General features: G+C 64.5%; 23 protein-coding genes and 1 pseudogene. 13 read left to right on the top strand and 11 right to left on the bottom strand.

All coding sequences use genetic code 11. The features are described from left to right. Window positions 1–83: 83 nt before the first annotated feature. Window positions 84–1,133 (bottom strand): FecR family protein, encoded by a 1,050-nt coding sequence (locus AMD14_RS11590; RefSeq protein ID WP_011051401.1) that lies wholly within the window; start codon window positions 1,131–1,133, stop codon window positions 84–86. Next, the gene (locus AMD14_RS11585; RefSeq protein ID WP_011051400.1) at window positions 1,114–1,689 is read right to left on the bottom strand and encodes an RNA polymerase sigma factor; all 576 of its coding nucleotides are present in this window, start codon (window positions 1,687–1,689) and stop codon (window positions 1,114–1,116) included. The genes AMD14_RS11590 and AMD14_RS11585 overlap by 20 nt, the downstream gene beginning before the upstream one ends. 394 nt (window positions 1,690–2,083) lie before the next feature. Between AMD14_RS11585 and AMD14_RS11580 the strand changes: the two genes are divergently transcribed. Then, the gene (locus tag AMD14_RS11580) at window positions 2,084–2,539 is read left to right on the top strand and encodes a hypothetical protein (RefSeq protein WP_015463215.1); all 456 of its coding nucleotides are present in this window, start codon (window positions 2,084–2,086) and stop codon (window positions 2,537–2,539) included. 132 nt (window positions 2,540–2,671) lie between these two features. On the opposite strand, the gene AMD14_RS11575 is transcribed toward AMD14_RS11580, so the two are convergent. Beyond that, entirely contained in the window at window positions 2,672–3,679 is a 1,008-nt protein-coding gene (locus tag AMD14_RS11575; RefSeq protein WP_015463214.1) for a DUF4917 family protein, read from the bottom strand. A gap of 281 nt (window positions 3,680–3,960) precedes the next feature. Here AMD14_RS11575 and AMD14_RS11570 point away from each other — a divergent pair, with 281 nt between their 5' ends. From AMD14_RS11570 to AMD14_RS23385, 3 genes are read left to right on the top strand one after another with little or no spacing between them, the layout of a single operon-like run. Then, complete coding sequence (locus AMD14_RS11570; RefSeq protein ID WP_015463213.1) at window positions 3,961–4,194, top strand: AbrB/MazE/SpoVT family DNA-binding domain-containing protein; 234 nt, start codon at window positions 3,961–3,963, stop codon at window positions 4,192–4,194. Continuing rightward, complete coding sequence (locus AMD14_RS11565; RefSeq protein ID WP_015463212.1) at window positions 4,181–4,594, top strand: PIN domain-containing protein; 414 nt, start codon at window positions 4,181–4,183, stop codon at window positions 4,592–4,594. Before AMD14_RS11570 ends, AMD14_RS11565 begins: the two co-directional genes overlap by 14 nt. Window positions 4,595–4,620: 26 nt before the next feature. Continuing rightward, entirely contained in the window at window positions 4,621–4,983 is a 363-nt protein-coding gene (locus AMD14_RS23385) for a DUF3742 family protein (protein ID WP_015463211.1), read from the top strand. A 15-nt stretch (window positions 4,984–4,998) separates the two neighbouring features. On the opposite strand, the gene AMD14_RS11560 is transcribed toward AMD14_RS23385, so the two are convergent. Beyond that, window positions 4,999–6,513, bottom strand: a complete 1,515-nt coding sequence (locus AMD14_RS11560; protein WP_015463210.1) for a conjugal transfer protein TraG N-terminal domain-containing protein — start codon at window positions 6,511–6,513, stop codon at window positions 4,999–5,001. A 208-nt stretch (window positions 6,514–6,721) separates the two neighbouring features. After that, complete coding sequence (locus AMD14_RS11555) at window positions 6,722–8,656, bottom strand: TonB-dependent siderophore receptor (RefSeq protein WP_230598900.1); 1,935 nt, start codon at window positions 8,654–8,656, stop codon at window positions 6,722–6,724. Window positions 8,657–9,372: 716 nt separating this feature from the next. Between AMD14_RS11555 and AMD14_RS24665 the strand changes: the two genes are divergently transcribed. The 5 genes from AMD14_RS24665 (at window position 9,373) to AMD14_RS11530 (ending at window position 14,110) form a co-directional block, all read left to right on the top strand. Next, complete coding sequence (locus AMD14_RS24665) at window positions 9,373–9,813, top strand: STY0301 family protein (RefSeq protein WP_125459528.1); 441 nt, start codon at window positions 9,373–9,375, stop codon at window positions 9,811–9,813. 9 nt (window positions 9,814–9,822) lie between these two features. Beyond that, on the top strand, window positions 9,823–10,131 hold the full coding sequence (locus AMD14_RS24660) for a hypothetical protein (RefSeq protein WP_015463208.1): 309 nt from the start codon (window positions 9,823–9,825) through the stop codon (window positions 10,129–10,131). Window positions 10,132–10,945: 814 nt separating this feature from the next. Beyond that, window positions 10,946–12,205 carry a tyrosine-type recombinase/integrase gene (locus tag AMD14_RS11540; protein WP_045714583.1) on the top strand — a complete coding sequence of 420 codons (1,260 nt, stop codon included), beginning with the start codon at window positions 10,946–10,948 and terminating at the stop codon, window positions 12,203–12,205. Window positions 12,206–12,360: 155 nt separating this feature from the next. Further along, window positions 12,361–13,182 (top strand): type IV toxin-antitoxin system AbiEi family antitoxin domain-containing protein, encoded by an 822-nt coding sequence (locus tag AMD14_RS11535; protein ID WP_015463207.1) that lies wholly within the window; start codon window positions 12,361–12,363, stop codon window positions 13,180–13,182. Further along, complete coding sequence (locus AMD14_RS11530) at window positions 13,166–14,110, top strand: nucleotidyl transferase AbiEii/AbiGii toxin family protein (protein ID WP_011051390.1); 945 nt, start codon at window positions 13,166–13,168, stop codon at window positions 14,108–14,110. The genes AMD14_RS11535 and AMD14_RS11530 overlap by 17 nt, the downstream gene beginning before the upstream one ends. A gap of 304 nt (window positions 14,111–14,414) precedes the next feature. On the opposite strand, the gene AMD14_RS11520 is transcribed toward AMD14_RS11530, so the two are convergent. Both AMD14_RS11520 and AMD14_RS25690 read right to left on the bottom strand, forming a co-directional pair. After that, a complete protein-coding gene (locus AMD14_RS11520) occupies window positions 14,415–14,777 on the bottom strand; it encodes a helix-turn-helix transcriptional regulator (RefSeq protein ID WP_011051389.1) in 363 nt (120 codons plus the stop codon). A 291-nt stretch (window positions 14,778–15,068) separates the two neighbouring features. After that, window positions 15,069–15,191, bottom strand: coding sequence for a hypothetical protein (locus AMD14_RS25690; RefSeq protein WP_123137236.1), 123 nt, complete (start codon window positions 15,189–15,191; stop codon window positions 15,069–15,071). Here AMD14_RS25690 and radC point away from each other — a divergent pair. After that, window positions 15,190–15,699 carry a RadC family protein gene (radC, locus tag AMD14_RS11515; RefSeq protein ID WP_011051388.1) on the top strand — a complete coding sequence of 170 codons (510 nt, stop codon included), beginning with the start codon at window positions 15,190–15,192 and terminating at the stop codon, window positions 15,697–15,699. The genes AMD14_RS25690 and radC overlap by 2 nt on opposite strands. A 67-nt stretch (window positions 15,700–15,766) precedes the next feature. Here the strand turns inward: radC and AMD14_RS24650 are convergent, their stop codons facing one another. Beyond that, on the bottom strand, window positions 15,767–16,006 hold the full coding sequence (locus tag AMD14_RS24650) for a hypothetical protein (protein ID WP_129545196.1): 240 nt from the start codon (window positions 16,004–16,006) through the stop codon (window positions 15,767–15,769). A gap of 6 nt (window positions 16,007–16,012) precedes the next feature. On the opposite strand from AMD14_RS24650, the gene AMD14_RS11510 reads away from it, so the two are divergent. After that, the gene (locus tag AMD14_RS11510) at window positions 16,013–16,318 is read left to right on the top strand and encodes a DUF736 domain-containing protein (RefSeq protein ID WP_040107626.1); all 306 of its coding nucleotides are present in this window, start codon (window positions 16,013–16,015) and stop codon (window positions 16,316–16,318) included. Window positions 16,319–16,361: 43 nt separating this feature from the next. On the opposite strand, the gene AMD14_RS11505 is transcribed toward AMD14_RS11510, so the two are convergent. Continuing rightward, complete coding sequence (locus tag AMD14_RS11505) at window positions 16,362–16,658, bottom strand: helix-turn-helix domain-containing protein (RefSeq protein ID WP_011051385.1); 297 nt, start codon at window positions 16,656–16,658, stop codon at window positions 16,362–16,364. Window positions 16,659–16,827: 169 nt separating this feature from the next. Between AMD14_RS11505 and AMD14_RS23375 the strand changes: the two are divergent. After that, window positions 16,828–17,995: pseudogene (locus AMD14_RS23375) on the top strand (IS3 family transposase). Here the strand turns inward: AMD14_RS23375 and AMD14_RS11490 are convergent. Both AMD14_RS11490 and AMD14_RS11485 read right to left on the bottom strand, forming a co-directional pair. Next, complete coding sequence (locus AMD14_RS11490) at window positions 17,936–20,374, bottom strand: YbcC family protein (protein ID WP_015463204.1); 2,439 nt, start codon at window positions 20,372–20,374, stop codon at window positions 17,936–17,938. The pseudogene AMD14_RS23375 and the gene AMD14_RS11490 sit on opposite strands and share 60 nt — an antisense overlap. A 21-nt stretch (window positions 20,375–20,395) precedes the next feature. Beyond that, window positions 20,396–21,967, bottom strand: a complete 1,572-nt coding sequence (locus AMD14_RS11485; RefSeq protein WP_011051383.1) for a proton-conducting transporter transmembrane domain-containing protein — start codon at window positions 21,965–21,967, stop codon at window positions 20,396–20,398. Between the two features lie 109 nt (window positions 21,968–22,076). Here AMD14_RS11485 and AMD14_RS11480 point away from each other — a divergent pair, with 109 nt between their 5' ends. After that, the gene (locus tag AMD14_RS11480) at window positions 22,077–22,967 is read left to right on the top strand and encodes a LysR family transcriptional regulator (protein WP_015463203.1); all 891 of its coding nucleotides are present in this window, start codon (window positions 22,077–22,079) and stop codon (window positions 22,965–22,967) included. Window positions 22,968–22,969: the final 2 nt, after the last annotated feature.

The raw sequence follows: 22,969 nt of genomic DNA, 5'->3' as shown, positions 1-22,969 counted from the left end.
TGCGCCCGCTAGTAAAGACGAACGAATGCGCCGCATCCCCCATCCGGGACGCGGGACACCGCGCCGCTGTCACCCGCTGTCGGTCAGCGGGCGTGGAGGATCATCTGTCCGGCGCGGGATTCGGCGCGTATTGGATAGCTGTGCTCCAGCAAGCGCGCGAACCCCTCGGTATTGCGCCAGCTGAAACGCCCGCCGATGCGCAACTCCCCCAGTTGTGCATCGGCCAGCACCAGGGGCCGCGTGTTGAACCGGTTGAACTCGGCCACCGCATCGCGCAGTGGTGCGTCGGTGAAGCTGAGGTAGCCCGATCGCCAGTCCACCTGCTGCTCTGCCTCCGCGATGGTGCTGCTGCGCACCAGCACGCCATGGGGGCCGGCCACCGCGATGCCGCCTGCGGCGACGAGTACCGGAGGCTGGGGCTTGCCATCCTTCGGGTCGGCATCCAGGCGCACCGTGCCCTCGGTGACGACCACCCGCAGTTCGTCGGCATCGCGGCGCACGGAAAACTGCGTGCCCACGGCCACGACGCGGCGCGCGCCAACCTGCACGACGAATGGGCGGTGGCGGTCCTTGGCGACCTCGAAGAACGCCTCGCCTCGTTGTAGCGCGATATGCCGTTCATGGCGGCCCAACTCGACGCTGATACGCGTGTCGCTTCCAAGAGTGGAGCGCGAGCCATCGGCCAGGGACAGCGATCGCAGCGCCCCCGGCGGGCTCTGGTAGGCATGCGCTTGCTGCCGTTGTGCGGATGGGGCGTGGTCCAGGAACAGCGCGCCGGCAATGGTGATGCCACCGGCCAGTGCGACGGCGAGCGAAAGCTTCCAGCGGCGTTTGTGCTGGACGGCATGGGAGGCTGGCCGGGCGTGCGCCGACTTGCCACGGGCTGCGGCGGGGAGGGCGCGGCCCGTGAAACGGCCACGCGCAGGTGGCCCGCCTCTCGGGAGGCCGGCGGCGATCGCGCTCAGGCGCCCGGTCTCGCGCCACGCAGCCTCCAGGCGCAGGAAGGCAACGCGGTGTGCCGTGGACTGCGCCAGCCAGGCGTCGAGTTGCAGCTGGTCGCTCGCATCCCACGGCTCGCTCTCGCGCCGCGCCAGCCACTGCGCGGCGGCGTGCTCAATCTGCCTGCTGTCCATCGCGCGTCGACTTGAGTGCCGTGGCGGGCGCCGCAAGCGGTGGAGCCGCCGAGCCGTGGAAATAATCGGCCAGCAGGCGTATGCCCTTGGCCATGTGTTTCTCGACGGTTTTTTCGCTGATACCCAGATGCACGGCGACCTCCTTCTGCGACAGTTCCTGCACACGGCGCAGCCACACCACTTCGCGGCAGCGGTCCGGCAACCGATCGAAGGCATGGGTCAGGCGGGCGAGCAACTGGCGCCCTCCCATCCAGCGTTCCGGGGTGCACTCCTCCACTAAGACGAGCAGGGCGTCCGGATCACCCACTGCTTCGATGGAGACCACCCGGCTGCGCCGGATGCGATCGGTGACCAAGTGATTGGCGGTGCTGAAAAGGAATGCCCGGGGGATGTCGGGAAGCTGGCGGCTGGCCGACTCGTAGACACGCGCATAGACCTCCTGGCGGAGATCGTGAACGTCATCGGGGTTGGGCCAGCATCGCCTCAGATAAGCGACCAGGGCGGTCTCGTGGATGAGGATGTGCTGGACAAACCATTCGTCGACGGCGCTGGACATTCGGCCAGATTAGCCCAAACGGCTGCGCTTGGCAGCACCGTCCGCGCACCGATGGAGGGTAGGGAAATGGCGCGCTCGTTCGACGCTGGTCGCTAGGGCGCTCTGTTGCGGGAGAGGGTCAAGCAGAATTTTCGGAACGGATTGCCAAGGAATCCTTCCCTTGAGGAACGGTGATGCTTTCCAACGCTACTGCATCGGTGGGAGCGGCTGGAATGCGGCAGGTTGGGCACATCGCCCGCAGCATGCGGTGGGGAAGTCGGCTCTTCATTCGTCTTGATACAGGCAGGGCGGCTGAGTGCATGGCGCGGCCGTTGGAGTTCGAACTGGCCTGCGCAGCCTGCCTCTCTGAATCTGCCCACGTGTTTCCTGACCCATCCCACCAAGGAAGAGATCGATGAAACTTCGTTATCGTCTGCGTCAAATCCCGGCAGCGGCTGTGCTCCTGACCGCGTTGTTCGGCGGTGCCGTCGCATCCGCACACGCGGACACGCCGCGCGCCGAAATCGCCACGCAGGTGAAGACCTATGCGTCCAAAGATGGCATCAAGGCATCGACGCTGCGGTATGGACCGCGCGAGAAGAATCAGGCGTTGATCCAGGTCACGGACTCCGACAGCGCGATCGACAAAAAGATTCTGTTGGCGACCACCACCGCGACGGAGAAGGACACCCGCTACACGGTGCAGCTCAATGGTCGCCCGTACGTGTTGCTGATCCTCAGTGGAAGTGCCGGCGAGCTCTATGTTCCCGGATCCCCGAACCCTGCGTGGGTGCGCTACGACGAGTACCTTTCCGGGCAGAGCAATCCCGAGCACTACCTGACGGATTATGAGCAGCAGGGCAAGCCGTAGGAGCGTCAGCGGAGTCTTGCTGGCTGCAAAAGGCGACCGTGCCTCGCGGTCGCCGCCGCCATCACTTCTCAACCGAAGGATGCTTCTAGTTTGGCGACAGCCCGAATCGAATAGAACCCCATTTGTCGAAAGTCATGCCCAGGCCTGGAGGGGCGGGGGCGTCGCACGCATCCAGCATCCCTGACTTTCACAATCGAAGAAATCGACCCGAACAGGACCGAGATCGTCCTGAATGACCTGGTATGCGTAATTGCAGTAGGCCTGGCTGCCGCCAAAGACAGACACTGCCACGCGCTGAATTCCGGTCCCATACATCCGCTTCAGCAGGTGCCGGTCGTGCTCCCCAATTCCCCAGCCGAACAGCGTCAGCGTCGATCGGTGCGATGTCAGCACCTCCCGGTACACGGTGGCGAGGTAGTAGCTGTTCTGGATCGACGACACTTTCTGCTGCATCGTCCCTTCGCTGACGAAAAGCGGAACGAACCGCTCACTGCGCCACGCTTCGAGAATGGCCTCCAGCAACCCTGCTCCAGCGCTATGGATCTTCAACTCCTGTTCGACCCTATTACGGCAGAGCGCCAGGTTTCCGTGCGGATAGAAAACCAGTGTGTTGGTCTGTTCCCGATAGAGCCCACGGAATTTCTGCCACTCGTCATCGAACTCACCGTGCGTGCCGTTTCCGAGGAAGCAATCCTTGAAACGATGACCGTCTTGTACGTTGAGCCCATAGGTCATCGTCCAGTAGACCAGCAGGTCGTAGTTCAACGAAATGACCGTGTCGAACCCCTTCAGAAACTGGTACATGCTGGGCAGCAGGCCGCTCACCGGCTCGTACTCGGGATGCACATCGCGAACGGCCTGGATCAAGCAGTCTCTGACATGCACATAGGCCTGGTGCGTGCGATCGTCGGGAATTCGCAGCGACTTGTTGACGTTGGACGCCTGCCAGACCAGGCGAAGGATCAGCTCGAAGTCGGGTGTCCCGAAAAAGCGGAACAAGCGATCCACATCTTCTGTGATCAGACCTTCTCGCTGAGCATGCTGCAGCAGCGAGCCGTACCCGAAGCTGGGAGAGACTGCCATGCTCGCACCGTTGCCCAGCAGAATCGTGCCTCGGTGGTAGTGGGGTGCGATCTGCATCCATTGCTCAATGGGATGTGGCACTTCGGGTTCCTCCCTTTGGTTGCTCGTACGGCCCTGTTTGGATGGATTGTGGCGCACTCAGGCAATCCGTTCACCTTGCGCCGGACTCCAGCCTTTTGGCCTTTTGCGGATAGGGCCTTTCCCCTTGATGCCCCTTCCATTCCCTTTGCATGCACCGGCGAAGCTGCCCCTTTTCCTTCATGCCCGGCGGGGCCGGCTTGCACCAGTCGGCAAGGGGTGTAGGATATACATTGATTTGTATATCTTGAGGTGTGGCCATGCAAGTCGCGAAGTGGGGTAACAGCCTGGCGGTGCGCCTGCCGTCCAGTCTGGTGGAAGCGCTGGAACTGCGCGAGGGCGACGACATCGAGATCGTCGTCGATGATCCGCGATTGTTCGCGGTGCGCAAGAAGCCGGGTCCGGAGGCCATGTTGGAGCGGCTGCGTGCCTTCCGGGGCAAGTTGCCCGCAGATTTCAAGTTCAACCGGGACGAGGCCAATGGCCGCGGGTAAGGGCAAAGTGTTTCTCGACAGCAACGTGGTGCTCTACCTGCTGTCGGAGGATGCGGTGAAGGCGGACGGCGCGGAGGCATTGCTGCAGCGCAGGCCCGTCATCAGTGTGCAGGTGCTCAATGAAGTGACCCACGTCTGCGTTCGCAAGCTCAAGATGGGCTGGGACGAAGTCGGGCAGTTCCTTGCGTTGGTGCGATCGTTCTGCAAGATAGTGCCTCTGACGGTCGATGTTCACGACCGTGCGCGCCAGCTGGCGGAGCGGCACCAATTGTCGTTCTACGACGCGTGCATCGTGGCGGCGGCCGCCATCGAAGGGTGCCAGACCCTCTACTCCGAAGACATGCACCACGGCCTCATCATCGAAGAGAGCCTGTCGATTCGGAACCCGTTCAACGTCTGATTTCGAGGAACTGCAGGAGGCGCCACATGCCTACATCTCAGCCGAAAATACCACTGAGCCGCAGGGCAGGGCGGGCGACTGGACGGGCATGGCGCTGGCTGACCTTCCGGAATAAGCAGTTCACGGAAAGGCTGGTTGCGGCAGGCGCATCTGCCGGTTTGGCAAAAGGTGTGGGCGCCTTTGTTCTGCTGCTGGTGGTCGGTGTTCTGCTCTATGCAGCTTTCTGGCTGGGCGCTGTGGTGGTCACAGCAATGGCCGTTAGTTGGGTTGTTACACGCATTGATGTGCTTGACACCACAGAGGAAGCTCGGTGGAGAGATGGCGTCGCAGGATACGGCCTGTACAGGGGCGAAGTCCGGATCGATCCAGGCGAGGAAGAAGAACCATGACTGTGGCGGTCATTACTAACGTAGAGATTTCGTCGCGTTGATTGCGATGTCGCCGCCCTTGCCTCCAGAGGATCGAGCACCCTCAGTACCAGTCGTGAGCATCTGAGCGATATTGCCCGCACGAACACCGGCCCAACCCAAAGCGGCAATCCATAAGCTGGGTAGCACGATGAACATCATGGCCATCACGAAGTTGAGCAGCATGTCGCCGAACGCGTTATTCAGTCCCAGCAAGGGGTTGAAGTTGCTGTGCGGTGAGCTCCAGCCGTAGAGGGCATCCAGTATCGTGCTGTCGATCCAGCGGGCCAGTTGGAACCAGAAGTCCACGAAAAAGAGTGCGAACTGCACGCAGCTCATCGTCACGACGGCCTTGAGGTCGTAGGTGCCGAACAAAAGGACGAGCGGCACGCAGATCACCATGGCCATCTTGAGAAACGACAGCACCATCGGCAGGGCCTGGCGCACGACGTCCATGGCCGGGAAGAACCCGACAGAGCCGGCGGCGAGGCCTACATCCGCAGCACCTCGCGTGACAATATTGGGCAGGGTCATATCGACCTGGCCGCCGTAGTCTGCGTATGCCTGACCCTGGTTCATCATCTGCTGGCGGGGCGCGGCGATGGCGCGAATGATCGCGTCGTCGGCTTGCTGTCGGGACACGAAGCTTGCCCAGCGGCCCACACGAGCGAGGAGCCCCGAGTCCAACTGCGCCAGCAGCCGGCTGCGCAGGCCCCGCTCGCCATCGTTCCACCATTGCCTGCAGGTAGGGTAGCCGCCACCATTCGTTGCCTGTGCCAGTCCCGCATCGCGGGTCGTGTCATAGGGCCAGGCGGTGCGGGGTGTCTGGGAGTGGTAGCTGTCGTAGAAGCCGCCCGTCCCCACAAAATACGTTGATCCGATCCAGGTCACATCGTCCATCTGGGCACCCGAGAGGTCGGGCCGTGCCATGAAAAGCTTCGCGCGCGCGGGCCCGTAGCAGTCCCGGGTGAAGTCGGCCACCTCCTGGGCCAGTACCGGGTCGTTGATGCGCGTGCTATCGATGTCCATGCGCATCTGCCGCAGGTCGGTTCCGCAAGGGATGGCCGCGACGGCCGCGCCGGTCACGGCCTTGGAAATCGCATGCATGAAAAACCACCACACCGGCACCCGCGCACTTTGGTTGTTGAGCGTGGTGAAGGCATTCGACCAGCGCGTGTCCTGGGGTGTCGCCACGTCGACCTTGCACTGTTTGGAGCGGCTGGCGTCGAACTGGATCGTCTGGAGGTCCACATCGATGAAGGGGATGCCGGCGAACAGGATGACCACCACGGCCACCCACACGCGGTTCTCGATCCGCGCCGCCGACAGCACCCCCTTGTTGCCTTCGTCCGCGCCTTCCCCGCGTGCCCGCAGCCATTCCTGGATGACGATGGCGACGAAGGGCAGGGCGAACGCGCCGCTCGCCACGAGGATGTTCCAGATGCCATTCTGGACGATCCAACCCACGAGGGTGAGGTAGTACTCCAGGTAGTCCGTCGTGTAGAGCGTCATGCGAGCCTCGGGCGTCATTCGTGACCAGCGCGCCATGATGGGGGCCGAAGCACGGGCGGGCGCCAGGCAATAGGCGCGGACGCGGAACCGCATTGCGTTGTTTGGCCGGGTGGCATGTGGCCGATATGCAGGTTGGCCCGGTGGAGGCTCCATCCACCGGACTCGGGTCAATCGGGTTGCGGTCGGCGGCGAAGCGTGCGCCTGCCACTCACCAGCGATGGGTAGCGGTCGCGATCACGCGGCGTTCGTCGCCGTAGTAGCAGTTGCCGTACTGGTCGCAGTTGCCGATGTAGGTCTTGTCGGTCAGGTTGCGCACGTTCAGCGCGAAGGTCCAGCGATCGATGTCGTAGCCGATCATCGCGTCGAACACCGTGAAGGACGGCACCTTGCCCGGCGCGGCGTTCAGGTCGCCGTAGTTCGACCCCGTGAAGCGGGCGCCCAGTCCCACCTTGATGCGGTTCGGGAAGCGGTAGTCGGCCCAGAGCGCGGCGGCATTGCGCGACACGGCCGTGAGCGGTTTGCCGATCTCGCGCGCGGTGCTGCTGGCCGTGATCTCGGCCGTGGGCGTGTAGGTGTAGGAGCCCACCAGGTTCAGGCGTGGCAGCACTTCGGCCGAGGCTTCCAGCTCGAGCCCGCGCACCTGGACCTCGCCGGTCTGGCGCGGCACGAAGTTGTCGTCGGCGGTCAGGTAGTTCTTGCGGCGCAGATCGAAGATCGCCGCGCTGTAGCTCTGCTTGCCGCCTTCGGGTTGGTAGCGCACGCCCGCTTCGTACTGGCGGCCGGTCTCGGGCTTGAACGGCTGGCCCGTGGCGGGATTGCGCGTGGCCGTGGGCACGAAGGATTCGGTGTAGCTCACGTACGGCGCCCAGCCGTTCGGTGCCAGGTAGGTGAGGCCGGCCCGCTTGGTGGCCTTGCTCTCCGAGATCTTGGTATGGCGGCCGTCCAGGCGGCTGTCCACTTCGCTGCTGGCGCGGTCGTAGCGCGCGCCCAGCGTCAGCAGCCAGCGGTCGCGCCACTTGATCTGGTCCTGCACGTAGAAGCCGGTCTGCGCCAGCGTGGCGACGCCGTCATACCACGGGGCCGGGATCTGCACCGCGCCGCCGTACACGGGGTTGTAGATGTTGAGCGAGCTGGCCGAGCCGCCGCTGTAGCTGGTCTGGTCGATGCGCGTGCGCTGGTAGTCCAGGCCCACGAGCACCGCCTGCTGCACGTCGCCCGAGCGCAGGCGCGTCTCCAGCTGGTTGTCGAGGTTCAGCGCGCGGATGCGCTCGTTGCTGCCCGACACGGTGCGGCGCAGCGTCGTGAAGTTGGCCGGATCGCGCGGGTTGGCGGGATTCTCGGTGATGAAGTTGCGGCCCTGGACGGCGCTGTAGTCCACGTCGAGGTGGCCGTAGCGCGCGTTCTGGCGCACGGTGAAGGCGTCGTTGATGTGGTGCTCAAACAGATAGCCGACCATCGAGGTGTCGAGGTCGAACCGGTTGTGCGTCGGGTCGCTGGCGAAGAGCCCGCTCGGGATGAACGTGCCGATGGCCGTCGGCACGAGAGAGCCCACGGCCGGGCGCGTGCGCGAGAACACGCCCGCGCGGGTGCGCCCGAACTGCGAAAGCAGGGTGAGGCTGGTGTCGCTCGATGGCTTCCAGGTGAGCGAAGGCGCGATGAACGTGCGGTCGTCCTTCATGCCGCCGGCCGGCAGCTCGGCATCGCGCGTGAGCGCGGTGAGGCGGTAGAGCAGGGTGCCGTCCTCGCGCAGCGGGCCGGAGAAGTCGCCCGCGATCTGCTTGCGCCCGTGGTCGCCCACCTGCACCTGCACCTCGCGCAGGGGCTCGGCCGTCGGGCGCTTGCTCACCGCGTTCACGAGGCCGCCGGGGCCGCTCTGGCCATACAGCACCGATGCCGGGCCGCGCAGCAGTTCGATGCGCTCGGCGCCGTAGCTCTCGATCGGCCAGATGCCCCAGTTGCCGTTGTTGCGCAGCGGCATGCCGTCCAGGTAGAAGCCCGGCGCATACGCATCGAAGCCGCGCAGCGAGATCCAGTCATAGCGCGAGTCGGCGCCGAAGCGGGTGGGAATCACGCCCGGGGAGTAGCTGAGCGCTTCTTTCACGTTGGTCGCGCCTTGCGTTGCCATGCGATCGGCAGGAATCACGGAGATGGACTGGGGCGTCTCGATCAAAGGTGTGTCGGTTTTGGTCCCGGTTGAGCTGCGCTGGGTTGGATCAGAGTGCTCAGTCACGGTTACGGTGGGCAGGGCCGTGGGAGCCGCGGGTGCCGTGGCCTGCGTTTGCGCTGCCGCATTGGGCGTGGTGAACGCGCCGGCCATGACGATGGCCGCAATGGGCGTGGTGCGCAGCGCACGGCGCTGGAAGCGGCGCGGGGGGAGGTGGTATGTCATCAGGGTGGCTCCTTCGATGGCAGGATCCGGTCGCGGCGGTATGCACCGCTTCCAGGAAGGATGGTGAAGGGGCTGCCTGGGCGCTGGCCTGGGTGGCGGGGAGATGCGTTCGGGATTGCGGCCCGAACGGGCGGTAGGGTGCTCGTGCAGTCTGTGCTCAAAGTCGGGGCGTGGCTTCAATCCGATTCCAGGTGCTGTTTTTTCCTATATCGGAATCAACGTAGCAACTCGCGGTCGTGCCGAGGAGCGCGCGCAGGGAAAGCCAAGGTCGTGGGTTTCCGTGGGGTTGATCCGGCCCGTTGACGTTGACCGCCAGCGCTGGCAGCTTGTGCGCGCTGCGGCGTGCGGCGTGCGGCGATGACGCCTCCACGCGTGGCGCCAAGACGCGAAGCGAAGAGCGCCGGGTGTGGCTTGTCGGTGACGCAAAACCCGCGACCACCATGAGGGAGCAAGGTATGGATGGATCTGCAATGAAGCTGCTGTGGGCACTCGCATTGGTTGGCACCTGCACACCTGTTGCGGCCAAGGAGACACTGCAGTGTCCCGATACGCTGCGCGTTTCCGATGCGGTGTTGCAGAGCCCGGACCTGCCGGCTGGGACCAGCATCGATTTGGAGCGCAACGGGTCGCTGCGGCTGTTCTCGATGGGGGTGTATTCGGGGCATCCGCGGGACATGGCCCAGTTGATTCCGAGCAATGAGGGCGAGCCGAAACCCCGTGGAAGATCGATCTCCATCTGGCGATTCGAAGGGCCTTATCCCTACGGCAAATACCTGGTGTGCGCGTATGGTCCCGTCGGGAGCGTCCAGGTCTATAAGCGCGTTGGCGATCCAGTGACTGCGTGCACGGGAGAGGCGAGGAAAGACGCGGCGCACGAGGCCATCCTCGGCGCGTCGTTCGAGTGCAAGTGAGTCCTGGCGATGTCCCGTCTGAGAAAAGCGGTCTGGATCGCGTGCGCCGTCCTGTCTTGGGGAAGCTACGCCACCGGGATGCTGCTGCTCTATGTCATCTCGGACAACCCATACCGGTGGGTGGAGGACATCGATCCGCAAACTTCCGCTGACGCGTTCGCGAGCAACGGAGATGCGCGCATCGTGACCATCGGCATTTTGGTGTTGCTTCTGCTGACCCAGGGTACCCATGCGTTGTGCACGTCCCGCAGGCGCGTGCGCGGGATCTGCGTCGGGTTGATGGCCCTGGCCTGTCTGGCCTGGATGTGGTGGAACTGAGCCGGCGGTGATGCACCGTTTCGGCCGTCTTGTTTCTGCACTGCTGTCTTTATTGGTCTTACTGCGAAGCTGCATGCCTGGTCCGGGGGGGGGCGCCGTAGGAATGGATGGGAAGCCGGCGCCATCCTCGGCGGGCGTAGCTTCCTTGGTGATTGGCGAACGTGTTGTGCGCTGTCTAGAGTGAAGAGGCGAGCGAGGGACCGTTTTCCCTACCTGGGCTGGGATGCGCATTGCCAACGCCGATTACGAATTCACCCGGCGCTGGCAAAAGTCGACGCAGTGACAACTTACAAGCTCGCTGGCAGCAAGCACCCCCGCCCCGAGCCTGAGTCACAGGCTGTTCATACCCATATCATTCTGCGTCACTGTCAAGACAGCCCCGCTCCCCCTTTCGCCCTAGAAAGACATCTAGGTCTGAAGATGGTATTTCTCATGGTTCTGCTGTCATGATTTTTGGTATGTTGTTGAATTTAAATGACTTTTTCGCACTAAATACAATCGAGTGGGAATGACGGAGCGTCTTTCGAGGGCTATCGTCAGGTATCGGTAGAAGTGACTTAAATTGTTGATCTTAAAAGTATAAGTTGCGTTTTCTATCGGTGGCTATCGTCGGCCAGCAGAACGGGTCGGCGACAGAACTGACGGTAAGTCCCCGGAGGTCGGATCCAGACCTTCCTGTTTACTATTGAGACCGAACCGGTCTTTGACGGTAAAAAACTCCTGAGGAAAGCTTGTTTCATGCGGCTTTCCGAGCATCAACGGGTCTCCAAGTCCCTGACGGTAAAAGCCGTCACGAACAGGAGGAACACCCTCAATGCTCACCGACACAGCACTGCGCAATCTCAAGCCTAAGTCCAAGATTTATAAGGTTTCTGACCGCGATGGCATGTACGTGGCGGTATCGACCGCCGGTACCATCACCTTCCGCTACGACTACCGTCTCAACGGGCGCCGCGAGACGCTCACGCTCGGACGGTACGGGCCGGCCGGCATGTCGCTGGCCATGGCGCGAGAGCGACTGCTCGATGCCAAGCGGTCCGTCGTTCAGGGCCTTTCCCCTGCGCTGGAGAAGCAGCGGGCCAAGCGGCGACTGACGGCCGCCAGGACCTTCGGCGAGATGATGGAACGCTGGCTGGCCGATGCCCGCATGGCCGACAGCACCCGGGCGATGCGCAAGCACATCATCGACCGCGACATCCTGCCGGTCTTCCAGAACCGGAAGCTGAAGGAAGTCACCCCTGACGACCTGCGGGCGCTGTGCAATAAGGTGAAGGCGCGCGGCGCACCGGCCACGGCCATCCACGTCCGCGACATCGTGAAGCAGGTCTATGCCTTCGCCATCCTGCATGGCGAACGGCTCGCCAACCCGGCCGACGATGTGAAGGCGGCCTCGATTGCGACCTTCGTTCCCAAGGACCGGGCGCTCTCGCCGGCGGAGATCCGGCTGGCCTTCCACCAACTGGAGACCATCGCGTCCTATCCGACCATCCGGCTGGCCTTGCGCCTGATCCTGCTGACGATGGTGCGCAAGAGCGAACTCGTCGAAGCGACGTGGAACGAGGTGGATTTCGAAAATGCCACCTGGACGATCCCCAAGGTGCGGATGAAAGGGCGTAAGCCGCACGTGGTCTACCTGTCGCGGCAGGCGATGGACATCTTCGTGGCCTTGCACACTTGCGCTGCGGGATCGCGGTTCGTGCTGCCGTCGCGCTATGACCCCGATCGATGCATGTCGCATGCAACGCTTAACCGGGTGACGCAGCTCATTGGGTCGCGCGCGAAGGAAGCCGGGTTGCCGCTGGATCCTTTCACGGTGCACGACCTGCGGCGCACCGCGTCCACGCTGCTTAACGAGGTGGGCTTCAACGGCGACTGGATCGAGAAGTGCTTGGCGCACGAAGAAGGCAGCCGGACGTCGCGGTCGGTCTACAACAAGGCCGAGTACGCCGGGCCTCGGCGGCACATGCTCCAGGAGTGGGCCGACATGGTGGAGGCGTGGCTCGATGGGCGCACGCATGTGCCGAAGCTGGTGCCGGAGGACGTGTCGGTCCCGGTGCTCAGTCCGGCTTTGTGAGGGAGGAGCGCATGATGACCTTGGCTGGGAACGCTTTTGGTGGGTCGCCCGGGGTTTTTGTTTATCAAAAAAAGATCACTCTGGATGATCTTTTTCCTGCATTTGCAAACTCATGGCCCTTGGCGGAGGTTTATAAAACTGATATTTTGAGCACTATGGATGCTCAAAATTCGGGAAAACTGAACCGATTGCTGGCCGAAATGGGCGATACGCGCCTTGTGTCCAGCCGCTGGCTGCGCGCGCATGACTACTCCAACAGCCTGGTTGCGCGCTATGTGGGCAGCGGCTGGCTGGTGTCGCCGGCGCGTGGCGTGTACATGCGCGCTGGCGGGCGGCTGCAATGGGATGGGGTGGTCCGCAGCCTGCAGGTCGGGGAGGGCATGCCACTGCATGTCGGGGGACGCTTCGCGCTGGCCTTGCAAGGGCACGAGCACTACTTGCGGCTGGGCGATGCAGGGACGATCACGCTTTACGGGCCGGTGCCGCCGCCGGGCTGGGTCGGCAAGCTGTCCATGGAGCAGCGCTTCGAGTACCAGGGCAAGGGGCCATTCGATCTGCCGGCCGTGTCCTTCACGGCGGAAGTCTCCGAGACGGCACTATCCAAGGTGGGTCTGGCCCTGCATTCCGCTGCACCTGGTGTCGATGCCTTGGTCTGCTCGACGCCCGAGCGGGCCATGCTGGAGTTGTGCGATGGCGTATCGGATGCGGCTGGGGTCTACGAGACCGATGCGCTGATGCAGGCCATGACCACACTGCGACCACAGCGCGTCGCTCTGCTGCTGCGCCACTGCGGCAGCATCAAGGCCAAGCGGCTGTTCCTGGCGCTGGCCGATCGCCATCGGCATGCGTGGCTGGCGCATGTGCCGTTGGATGGCGTCGATCTGGGCGGGGGCAAGCGTGCGCTGGTGCCCGGCGGGCGCCTGCATCCGACCTACCAGATCACCTTGCCAGGAGACCTCGATGAGCACCTGGCTTGATCGGTGGGACCGGCGCTACACCGACCGAGTGCGGCTGCTGGTCGAGATCCTGCCGGTGCTGGCCCAGGAGCCGCGCTTCGCGCTCAAGGGCGGCACCGCCATCAACCTGTTCGAGCATGACCTGCCGCGTCTGTCGGTGGACATCGACCTGGCCTGGCTGCCGGTGCACGACTACGCCGAGGATGCGAAGCTGATCGCCGAAGCACTCGGACGACTGGCCGACGCGATGCGCGCCCGGCCTTTGCAATTGCAGGTGCAGGCCTCGGTGGGCGAGGGTGGGGTGGTTCCGCGGCTAGTAGCCAGTCGCGGCCGAGCGCGTGTGCAGATCGAGACGACGCCGGTGATGCGCGGGACGGTGCATCCGGTGCGAACCATGGTCGTGCGGCCACGGGTGGAGGAGGCGTTCGGCTTCGCCGAAGTCCAGGTGCTGGATTTCGCCGACCTATATGCCGGAAAGCTGGCGGCGGCATTGTCGCGGCAGCATCCGCGCGATCTGTTCGACGTGGGCTTGCTGCTGGAGGATGAGCGGGCGGATGCAGGTCTCTGGCGGACCTTTCTCGTGTACCTGACATGCAGTCCTAAGCCAGCATGGGAAATGCTGGCGCCGCGTGTACCTGCGGATTTCGAGGCCACCTTCGAGGCTCACTTCATGGGCATGACGGCTGAGCCCATTGAAGCGACGGCTTTGTTGGAGAGCCGCGAGCGTCTGTTGGCGCGCGTGGCGCATTGGCTGGACGAGCCGTCGAGCGCCTTTCTGCAATCGGTCGAGGATGAGCAGCCGGATTTCGGGTTGATCGGTCTTGCCCATGCGGCCGATCTGCCCGGTGTGCGGCGCAAGCTGCACAACCTGGCGCAGCGCACGGTGGCTAAACGCGCTGCGGATCGTGGGCAGTTGACGGACGTGCTGGCGCGCATCAAGGCGCGCTGACGCAGCGAGTAATACAAAGGCGATGGGGTGATCGCGATGGCTCACGATTTCACACTGATATATGCGCTGAATCCCGAGTTGGATTCCCCGGATGAGGTGCTGCGCCGGTTGGCCGTCAGCGACTGTGCCGATGCCACGGTGGGCCGGGGGCGGCCTGGGCACGTCGCGCTGGCCTTCAGTCGGGAGGCGTCGGATCGCGATGCGGCAGTCACGCTTGCTGCGGCCCAGAGGGCACAGGTGCTGCCTGGGGCGGAACTGATCCGAGTGGATGCCGGGTAGTCGCTGTGGCCGTCGGATGGCGGTTTCATCGAACAGGGCGGTGCCGACGCAACCTCACGTCCGGCCCGGGCGATATGTCGGTCTCTGCGGATCGCGAGGCTTGCTTGCGGCCTTCGATCCAGGCCTCGACTTCTTCCAGATCCCAGACCACGCAGCGCGGCGTCAGCCGGAAGCGTCGGGGAAACTCGCCGCGCTGCTCCATTTCGTAGATGGTTGTCTCCGCCAGTGGCACGATCTGATGCAGCTCACGGCGGCGGATCGTGCGGCGGAAAGGCAGTAGCGAGCCCTTCGGGAACTGCGGAAGCTCGGCGTACCGCTCGGTGCCAGGGTGGGGCAGGGAAGCATTGGGTTGTGCTGGGGGCCTGAGCGGTTCTAAGTCGGCAGCCATCGTCCAGATTCCATGGAGTTCGCAATGAACGTCATGGTGGCTATCGCCAGCGATCACGACAACTTGCTGCAGCAAGGCCGGGCGTAGAAAGGAACATCCCGGCGTTCCGCCGTCGGGCTCGCGGGCTGTGCCCCGCGCCTCTGCGAGTCGCGGCCATCCGGCTTTGATCCCTGATGCCTTCGGCCTGGATCGCCGATCCGGGCCTGCGCGCTGCGCTTGCCTAGCGTCCCTTCGTTGGAGATGGAGGGGCGGGATTGCTGTTCCTTTTACCGTATCACGGCGTTCTCGCCGTCAATGACTGCGCGTGCTGGCACGCTTGCGGCCTGTCGGCCGTCTGCGATCCCTGACTGCTTGCGCTGCACCGTGAGGCGCCGGTTCCGGGCAATTCCGCCCGAGCAACCGAAGCACGATCATGTCGCAACTGTCCTTTTCCTCTTTCGATTCGCTGCTGCACGTGCGCGATACCCAAGGCCGCTATCGGCTGGCCTCTGTCGAACAGATCCTTGAAGCGGCACGCGAGGCTATCGACCAGAAGATGCAGCGCGGTACCGAGTTCAGTTCACCAGCCGTGGTGAAGGAGTACCTACGCGCCAAACTGGCAGGCTTCGAGCATGAGGTGTTCGCCGTCCTGTTCCTCGACACACAGCATCGCTTGATCGAGTACACCGAGATGTTCCGCGGCACCATCGACAGCGCATCCGTGCATCCGCGCGAGGTCGTCAAGGAGGCGCTGCGGACCAATGCAGCGGCGGTGATCCTGGCACACAACCACCCCAGTGGGCATCCAGAGCCCAGCACTGCGGACAGGGCGCTGACGCGGCAGCTTAAGGCAGCGTTGGAATTAGTGGACGTGCGCACGCTGGACCACATCATCGTCGCTGGCGGTGCTAATACATCATTTGCAGAGCGCGGTCTGCTCTGACTTCGGGGGCTTCGGCCCCCTTTTTGCTGCGCCAGGTAGCCCAGGCACGGCACTGCGGGCTGCTGCGCTACCAACTGAAGTGCCGCTGCTTCAACACGGCGTTGCAGCGTGCCGCGAGATGAGCGTGGAACCAAATGGTGACGCCCATCATGCCGAGCAACACGAAGGCAGCGGCTCCGAACCAGGTCAGGCCATGTCGGTTCGTCACCGAGACCAGTTCCGGCAGAACATCGCCTACTGCCATGCCCCAATACCCAGCGATTAGAAACGATGCTGCCCCGAGAGGGGCCACCACCCAGTCGCTCAATTCAACATCGGCATCTTCACTGCAGACAAAGACGGCTACACCGGCACTCTCCGCACCCTGACGCTCAACGTCAAGGTCAAGCTGGTGCCCAACGACAAGGGCGACAGCGAGAATGCCCTCGACTTCCACCTTCAGGCGGCCGGCCACGAGGTCGGCGCGGCGTGGAAGAAGACCAGCGAGGGCGGGCGGGATTACCTGTCCATGAGCCTCGACGATCCTTCGTTCCCGGCGACGGTCTATGCCCGTCTGATCGAGAACGCGGACGGCACGCACGACCTGATCTGGTCGCGCAGCAAGCCCAAGGCGGCCTGACGGCCGCCCACCGCGCCCCGCGCATGGCGGGGCGCTTCAACTCTCAAGCCTGCGGCCTGGATACAACGAGCAGGCTTTCGGTGGCTGCCATCAGCTCGGCCACACTGCACCCGAGCGCCCTGGCGATCTTGAAGATGATCGCCAGCGTGGGCAAGTGTTCGCCACGCTCGATCTTGCCCATATGAGACCGCTCGACCGCAGCCAGGTTGGCCAGTGTCTCCTGGCCTATCCCTTGCTCTGTCCTGGCCGCACGCACAGCGGCACCGAAGGCTTGCGCCAGTTCGGCATCAAAGGTTGTAGAGCCGACAGGCCGGCCACGTTGCATGGGTTGCTTCTGCATAGACAGAAGCGTCGATTCCCATGAAAATTAAAACCACGTTATATTTAACTCATCGCTCATAGTTCGTTGGCTCTCGTCTGTACGAGACTACGGATTTCCGCAAATCTGATACGCCCAGGATTTCCTAGACATCTCAAGGCCATGGAAAATGGCTGATTCGGAGGTGTCCATGAGCAGTAAGCGGTATACGGATGAGTTCAAGATCGAGGCGGTCCGGCAAGTGACCGATCGTGGGTTCAAGGTGGCAGAGGTCGCCGAGCGACTGGGTGTCACCACGCACAGCCTGTACGCTTGGCTGCGCAAGTTCGGCAAGCCCGGCGTAGTACAGCGCGCTGAGGCGGACCAGAGCGCCGAAGTCCGGCGGCTGAAGATCGAGTTGCGCCGGGTGACGGAGGAGCGCGACATCCTAAAAAAGGCCGCCGCGTACTTTGCCAAGGGGTAAAGGCAAAGTACCTCTTCATGCAAGTCCACCGCGAAGAATTCAGGGTGTGCGCGATGTGCCGGGTTTTGCGGGTGAACCGGGCTGGATACTACGCGTGGCTAAAGTCGCCCGACAGTGAACGCGCCAAGGAAGACGAACGCCTGCTGGGGCTGATCAAGCACCACTGGTTGGCCAGCGGCAGTGTCTATGGGCATCGCAAGATTGCCAAGGATCTACGCGATCTGGGTGAGCGTTGCAGTCGCCATCGGGTGCATCGATTGATGCGCACCGAGGGACTGCGTGCCCAGGTGGGCTATGGCCGCAAGCCGCGCTTCCATGGCGGAACGCCGTGCAAGGCGGCAGCCAACCTGCTGGATCGACAGTTCGACGTGACCGAGCCGGACACGGCCTGGGCGAGCGACTTCACCTTCATCCGTACGCATGAAGGCTGGATGTACCTGGCTGTGGTGATCGATCTGTTTTCCAGGCAGGTCGTCGGCTGGGCGATGCGCGATCGAGCCGATACCGAGTTGGTCGTGCAGGCCTTGCTGTCGGCGGTGTGGCGGCGCAAACCCAGCGCTGGTTGCCTGGTTCATTCGGACCAGGGGTCTGTCTACACCAGCGATGACTGGCGCAGTTTCCTGGCGTCCCATGGCTTGGTGTGCAGCATGAGTCGGCGTGGCAACTGCCACGAGCGCGAAGCCTGCCCTTGGGGCACAACGCACCGGTGGAGAGCTTCTTTGGTCTGCTCAAACGCGAGCGGATCAGGCGGCGGATCTACCCCACCAAGGACGCCGCACGCGCCGAGGTGTTCGACTACATCGAGATGTTCTACAACCCACAACGCCGTCATGGTTCAACTGGCGACCTGTCCCCTGTAGAGTTTGAACGGCGCTACGCGCAACGAGGGTCTTGAGTGTCTACGGAACCCTGGGCGTATCAGGCCCTCGTCGTCCAGGGCGAACAGATGCAGCCAACGGTTGTCGAACAGCGCGCGGACCTGCGGGTGACGTTCGAGGATGTTGGCGATCGCTTCGGGCGGCGCTTCGATCAGCACGGAGAGGCGCAGCGGCTCGTGGGTCAGGCGTTGGCCGTCATGCACCGATTGCCACGGCAATCCGGTGCGCAGGATCCCGCCGTTGCCCTCGACTACGCCGATGCCGCCGGTGACGTTGTGCAGCAGCTTGTTGCCGGCGCCAAAACTCTCGGGCGCGACGGTCGATCCGTAGTACTGCAGGCTGATCCAGCTGGCGACGACGACCGGTGCGGTCAGGATCAACTCCAGCACGCCGAAGCCGTCGTCGTAGCGCCAGTCGTAGTCGTGGAGGAAGGCGCGCCCGGCCAGGTCGCGCCCGGCAGTGCGCGAGCGCGGTGCGGCGATGAAGGCCTGGCAGCCGGCAAGTGCCCATTCGGGGCGAATCTCGGCCCAGTCGCGGGCGCGATGTGCGATGTCCTGGCTGCGGTGCGCGCGGGGCAGGCGCGCGGCACGTTCCGCCCGCGCCAGCGCTCCGGCCGCGGCCAGCCACTGCGCCGCTTGGGCGAGATCTTCGGCATGCCCGGGCGAAGGGTGATCGGCGGTGTAGAGGGTGACCGCATCGGTCGTGGTGTCGTGCAGTGCGGCCAGGAATAACGTGTCGGCGGGAATGACGATGCCGCGTGCGGCAAGACCGGCGCGCACCTGGCTATCGTTGAGCAGCGACGCGAGCAGCCGCGCGTTCACTTCGCCGGAATAGCCGCCGCATGCGCCGCAGTGCAGTGCGCTCGCATGGGGGTTGTTGACCACTTTCGCACCATGGCCGGCGAGTACCACCAGCCGCGCGAAGCCGCCGGTGAACGACATCGCCTTGAGGATGCGCGTGGCCATGGTCAGCCGGGTCTCCAGGTCCAGCCCGTCGGCAGGGCGTGGCGCAGGCTCGTTCGGTGCGTGCTGGCGGGCGAGCGCCAGCCCGTCGCGCAGCAGCTTGGCGACGTAGATCGGGCCGGTGGCCTCGACGAAGGCGAACGAGGAAATGGCCGCCAGCTTGAAGCGGCCCCAGGCGCGTTTGGCACGTGCCGCGATCCGTGCGCTGAGGTCGGAGGCGGCTGCCGACGCCGTCGCGTCACCTGCGCAGGTGATCACGCCTGGAGCGAGCAGCACCGGCAGGCGCGCTTCGACCACGTCCGAGGCGAACCGGCGATGGCCGATGCCCAAGCCGAAAAACCCTGCAAACCCGAGGGTCTGGATGCCCGAATCGAGGCTTTCCAGCGCCCGGCGGAAGACTTCCGAGCGCACATCGATGCAGAACGCCATTTGCAGCTTCACACGGCCAGCTGCGACCTGGGCCGGCGATGGCGCGGCCAGCACGGCGTTGAGCTTTCGCTGCGCTGCACGTTCGGCCGCTTCCTGCAGGATGCTGTCGATGACATCGTCCGAGGTTGCAGCGACCGGCTCGGCGTAGGCGGCAATGGCCGTCCGCCAGCCAGGCACCAGCGCGCAGCCGCCGTTGCCCAGCAGCGCGGCCTCCCAGAGCATGCGGATGGCGAGCAGGTCGGTGACGCATGCATCGGTTGCGCCGCTCAACTCCGCCTGCCAGAGCCGATACCGGCCGAGCTGTCCCCAGCCGCCCAACGTGGTCAGCAAGCGGTGGAAATAACCGTCCAGCGCGTCCTGCGAAAGTCCCAGGCGAGCGACGCAGTCGACGATTGCGTCTTCGGCATTGGCTGGCGCATCCGCCACATACCGTGCGAAACCTGCCAGGCCGGCGATTTCCGGGGTCAGATCGTGGGTCGCGATGATCCGCCAGGTGCTGTAGGCACCACCGGACCGGCCGACCGCCCAGAGCGCCTGGCCCTGGTCGAAATAGCCCGCTGCCCAGTGACCGATGCGTTCGTTGACGATGCCGGGCCAGTCGACCGCGGCTGTGTCGCGGGCCAGCTCGGCGACCGTGGGGATCGCCTGCGGGGAAGGGCGCGTGGCTGCGATGGCGTGTCTGAGCGCGGACAAGCTCGGCGGGCGCAGCGCGGCCGGCGCGTTCTGCAAGGGCGCCCGCAGATCGTCTTCGGTGATTTCGCCGGACTGGAGCCGTTCTGCGTACCAATGCCGCGGCATGGTGACGGCGATACCGGACGCGCGTCGCAGTCGCGCCGCCGCCATTTCCAGGGGCTCGCTGGCCTGGCCGAGGAAGGGGTTGACCGCAACGCTGGAGGCGAGCGGCCACAGCGGCGGGATGGCGCGTGCCGCACGTTGGGCGGCGGCGATGATCACATCGTGGGACAGGGACACAGACATGGCGGTGGTCGTCGTGGTCATCAGCATGGGGGCCTGGCGTGAAGGGGTTCAGGAGGTCTTGCGAACGGACCAGCCGCCAAGCAGGCGATCGATCGTGGCGTTGGCGTACAGCCCATTGGAGAGGTGGACGCGGAGCCCGGCGGCAGCGGGGTGCGATGCCCAGAGCGGAAACAGCGCTTGCGCGACCGCCACCAGCCCGAAGCTCAGCACCGCGAGCGCCATCAGGGTCCACTCCAGGCGTCCCGGCGCCGGCGTTGCCGGCAGCACGCCGGCGGTCAGCCATTCGGCGGTGGTCTGCAGCGCGAAGTAGCCGATCGCCGCGGCGCTGGCGTAGATCGCCGTCCTGCGGGTGAGGGGGCGCGGCGCGGCGTCGGCAAGGCCCTGGGCCAGCAGATAGGCGACCCCGAAGATCAGGATCGCGCCCAGCGCCAGCGCCTGCGGCGACTTGTGCTCGAAGCCGAAGGCGGACCCGAAGCCAGTGCCGATGCCGATATAGATCGCCAGTGCGATCAAAAATGCGCGGCCGACCGCCGACCCATCCGGAACGGCGACCGGCCCGGGCCGACGAATGGCCGCCACCTGCTCGACCGCGCCGCCGGAGGCCAGGAACGCGTGCGCCTTGTAGAGCGAGTGCGCCACGATATGCAGCAGGGCCAGCGGGAACAGCGCCAGACCGCACTGGAGCATCATGAATCCCATCTGCGCGACCGTGGACCAGGCGAGCGAGGTCTTGACCGCCGGCTGGGTCAGCATCACCAGCGCGCCGAACAAGGCGGTGAACCCGCCCAGCATGGCCAGCACGGCGAGCACGCCGGGGGCGGCAAGCATCAGGTCGGCAAAGCGGATCAGCAGGAAGCCGCCGCCATTGACCACGCCGGCGTGCAGCAAGGCCGATACCGGCGTGGGCGCTTCCATCATCTCGGTGAGCCAGCCGTGGGTCGGGAACTGCGCCGATTTCAAGACCGCAGCAAGTGCAAGCAGAGCGGCCGCCGCGACCAGCGACCAGGAGTGCTGCCCGCGCGCGGCCATCGCGTTGATCGTGGCGATATCGGTCGTGCCCATGCTTTTCCAGATCAGCAGCGCGCCGCAGGTCAGGGCGATACCGCCGGTGGTGGAGAACACGCGCTTCTTACGTGCGGCGCGCTGCGCTTCCACGCGCTCGGGATAGAACAGCAGCAGGCGATGCATCGCGATGCTGGTGGCAATCCAGGCGATGACGACCTGGATCAGATTGCCTGCCTGCACCAGCAGCAGCACCGCCGCCAGTGCCATGCATAGCCAGCCGGTGAAGTAGCCCTGGCGAGCCTCGCCGTCGAGATAGGTGCGTGCGTACCGCACCACGATCCAACCAACGAAGGTCACCAGCAAAAGCATCGTCACGCTGACCGCGTCGAGCCGCGCGGACAGGCCGATGTCGCCCCATCCGATCAGTGGGCTGTCGCCAGTGCCTCGCGACAGCACCAGCGCCAGCGATGCGATCGCGATGCAGAGCGCGCCGAGCGCGGCGCCTTCTGCGAGGAGGGGGATCTTGAGTGGACGGCGACCGCCGCGAACCAGGGCGACGACAGCGGCGGTCAGCAGCAGGAGTGGTGCGAACAGTGGGAGTAGATAGAGCGACAAGGCGATCCCCTAAGAACGAACGTGGTGGCGGGCCGCGCCACGATAACGACCGGTGGGGTTGAATAAAAATTCATTGTCATTGCAGATTCGTTCGTTATTATCGAATGATATGGCCGCCTTGAACTACAACCATCTGCGCTACTTCTGGGCGGTCGCGCACGAGGGGAACCTCACCCGTACTGCCGAGCGTCTCAACCTCACCCAGTCGGCGCTTTCGGTGCAAATCCGCAAACTGGAGGAGCGCCTGGGCCACGCGCTGTTCGAACGCCGCGGGCGGCAACTGTATCTGACCGAGGCCGGGCAAATCGTGCTCGACCATGCCGATGCGATTTTTGCCACCGGCGATGAGTTGCTTGGCACGCTGCGGCAGACGGGTGCGGCGCGGCAGGCACTGCGGGTCGGTTCGCTTGCCACGCTCTCGCGCAACTTCCAGATGGAGTTCCTGCGGCCGCTGCTGGGCCGCACCGACATCGACCTCATCCTGCGATCGGGCAGCGCGGGTGAACTGCTGCGCGCGCTGGAGGCGCTCAATCTCGACGTGGTGCTGCTGAATCGGGCACCTGCCGGCGATGCGCTGTCCCCCTTCGTCACCCACCGGCTCGCGGAGTACCCGGTCAGCCTGGTGGGCACGCCGGATCGGCTGGGCCATGCGGCCAGCTTCGCCGACCGCCTTCGCAGCCACCCCATCATCCTGCCCACGGTGGATAGCAGCGTGCGCATCGGCTTCGACGCGTTGGCCGACCGCCTGGGCGTGCGGCCGCAGATCGTGGCGGAAGTGGAAGACATGGCGATGATGCGACTGCTTGCCCGCGAGGACATCGGCCTGGCGGTTCTGCCGCCGATCGTGGTCAAGGACGAGATCGCAGCTGGCGCACTGATGGAAGGCGATCAATTGCCGGACATCGTGGAGACCTTCCATGCGGTGACCATGTCGCGACGTTTCCCGAATCCTCTGCTCAAGCTTCTGCTTCAGCCCCCGACCAGGCCAGACAGTCCGTAATG

This window comes from Xanthomonas citri pv. citri (genome assembly GCF_000961215.1).
Taxonomy (GTDB): Bacteria; Pseudomonadota; Gammaproteobacteria; order Xanthomonadales; family Xanthomonadaceae; genus Xanthomonas; species Xanthomonas cissicola.
This window is presented reverse-complemented; position numbering and strand designations above follow the sequence as displayed.

Coding starts and splice junctions, on each gene's coding strand:
- AMD14_RS23385 (WP_015463211.1), top strand. CDS start 4,621: ATGCCTACATCTCAGCCGAAAATACCACTGAGCCGCAGGGCAGGGCGG.
- AMD14_RS11530 (WP_011051390.1), top strand. CDS start 13,166: ATGAGCACCTGGCTTGATCGGTGGGACCGGCGCTACACCGACCGAGTG.
- AMD14_RS25690 (WP_123137236.1), bottom strand. CDS start 15,191: ATGATCGTGCTTCGGTTGCTCGGGCGGAATTGCCCGGAACCGGCGCCT.
- AMD14_RS11580 (WP_015463215.1), top strand. CDS start 2,084: ATGAAACTTCGTTATCGTCTGCGTCAAATCCCGGCAGCGGCTGTGCTC.
- AMD14_RS11585 (WP_011051400.1), bottom strand. CDS start 1,689: ATGTCCAGCGCCGTCGACGAATGGTTTGTCCAGCACATCCTCATCCAC.
- AMD14_RS11565 (WP_015463212.1), top strand. CDS start 4,181: ATGGCCGCGGGTAAGGGCAAAGTGTTTCTCGACAGCAACGTGGTGCTC.
- AMD14_RS11575 (WP_015463214.1), bottom strand. CDS start 3,679: ATGCAGATCGCACCCCACTACCACCGAGGCACGATTCTGCTGGGCAAC.
- AMD14_RS24660 (WP_015463208.1), top strand. CDS start 9,823: ATGTCCCGTCTGAGAAAAGCGGTCTGGATCGCGTGCGCCGTCCTGTCT.
- AMD14_RS11590 (WP_011051401.1), bottom strand. CDS start 1,133: ATGGACAGCAGGCAGATTGAGCACGCCGCCGCGCAGTGGCTGGCGCGG.
- AMD14_RS11505 (WP_011051385.1), bottom strand. CDS start 16,658: ATGCAGAAGCAACCCATGCAACGTGGCCGGCCTGTCGGCTCTACAACC.
- AMD14_RS24665 (WP_125459528.1), top strand. CDS start 9,373: ATGAAGCTGCTGTGGGCACTCGCATTGGTTGGCACCTGCACACCTGTT.
- radC (WP_011051388.1), top strand. CDS start 15,190: ATGTCGCAACTGTCCTTTTCCTCTTTCGATTCGCTGCTGCACGTGCGC.
- AMD14_RS11480 (WP_015463203.1), top strand. CDS start 22,077: ATGGCCGCCTTGAACTACAACCATCTGCGCTACTTCTGGGCGGTCGCG.
- AMD14_RS11535 (WP_015463207.1), top strand. CDS start 12,361: ATGGATGCTCAAAATTCGGGAAAACTGAACCGATTGCTGGCCGAAATG.
- AMD14_RS11540 (WP_045714583.1), top strand. CDS start 10,946: ATGCTCACCGACACAGCACTGCGCAATCTCAAGCCTAAGTCCAAGATT.
- AMD14_RS11520 (WP_011051389.1), bottom strand. CDS start 14,777: ATGGCTGCCGACTTAGAACCGCTCAGGCCCCCAGCACAACCCAATGCT.
- AMD14_RS11490 (WP_015463204.1), bottom strand. CDS start 20,374: ATGCTGATGACCACGACGACCACCGCCATGTCTGTGTCCCTGTCCCAC.
- AMD14_RS11570 (WP_015463213.1), top strand. CDS start 3,961: ATGCAAGTCGCGAAGTGGGGTAACAGCCTGGCGGTGCGCCTGCCGTCC.
- AMD14_RS11560 (WP_015463210.1), bottom strand. CDS start 6,513: ATGACGCTCTACACGACGGACTACCTGGAGTACTACCTCACCCTCGTG.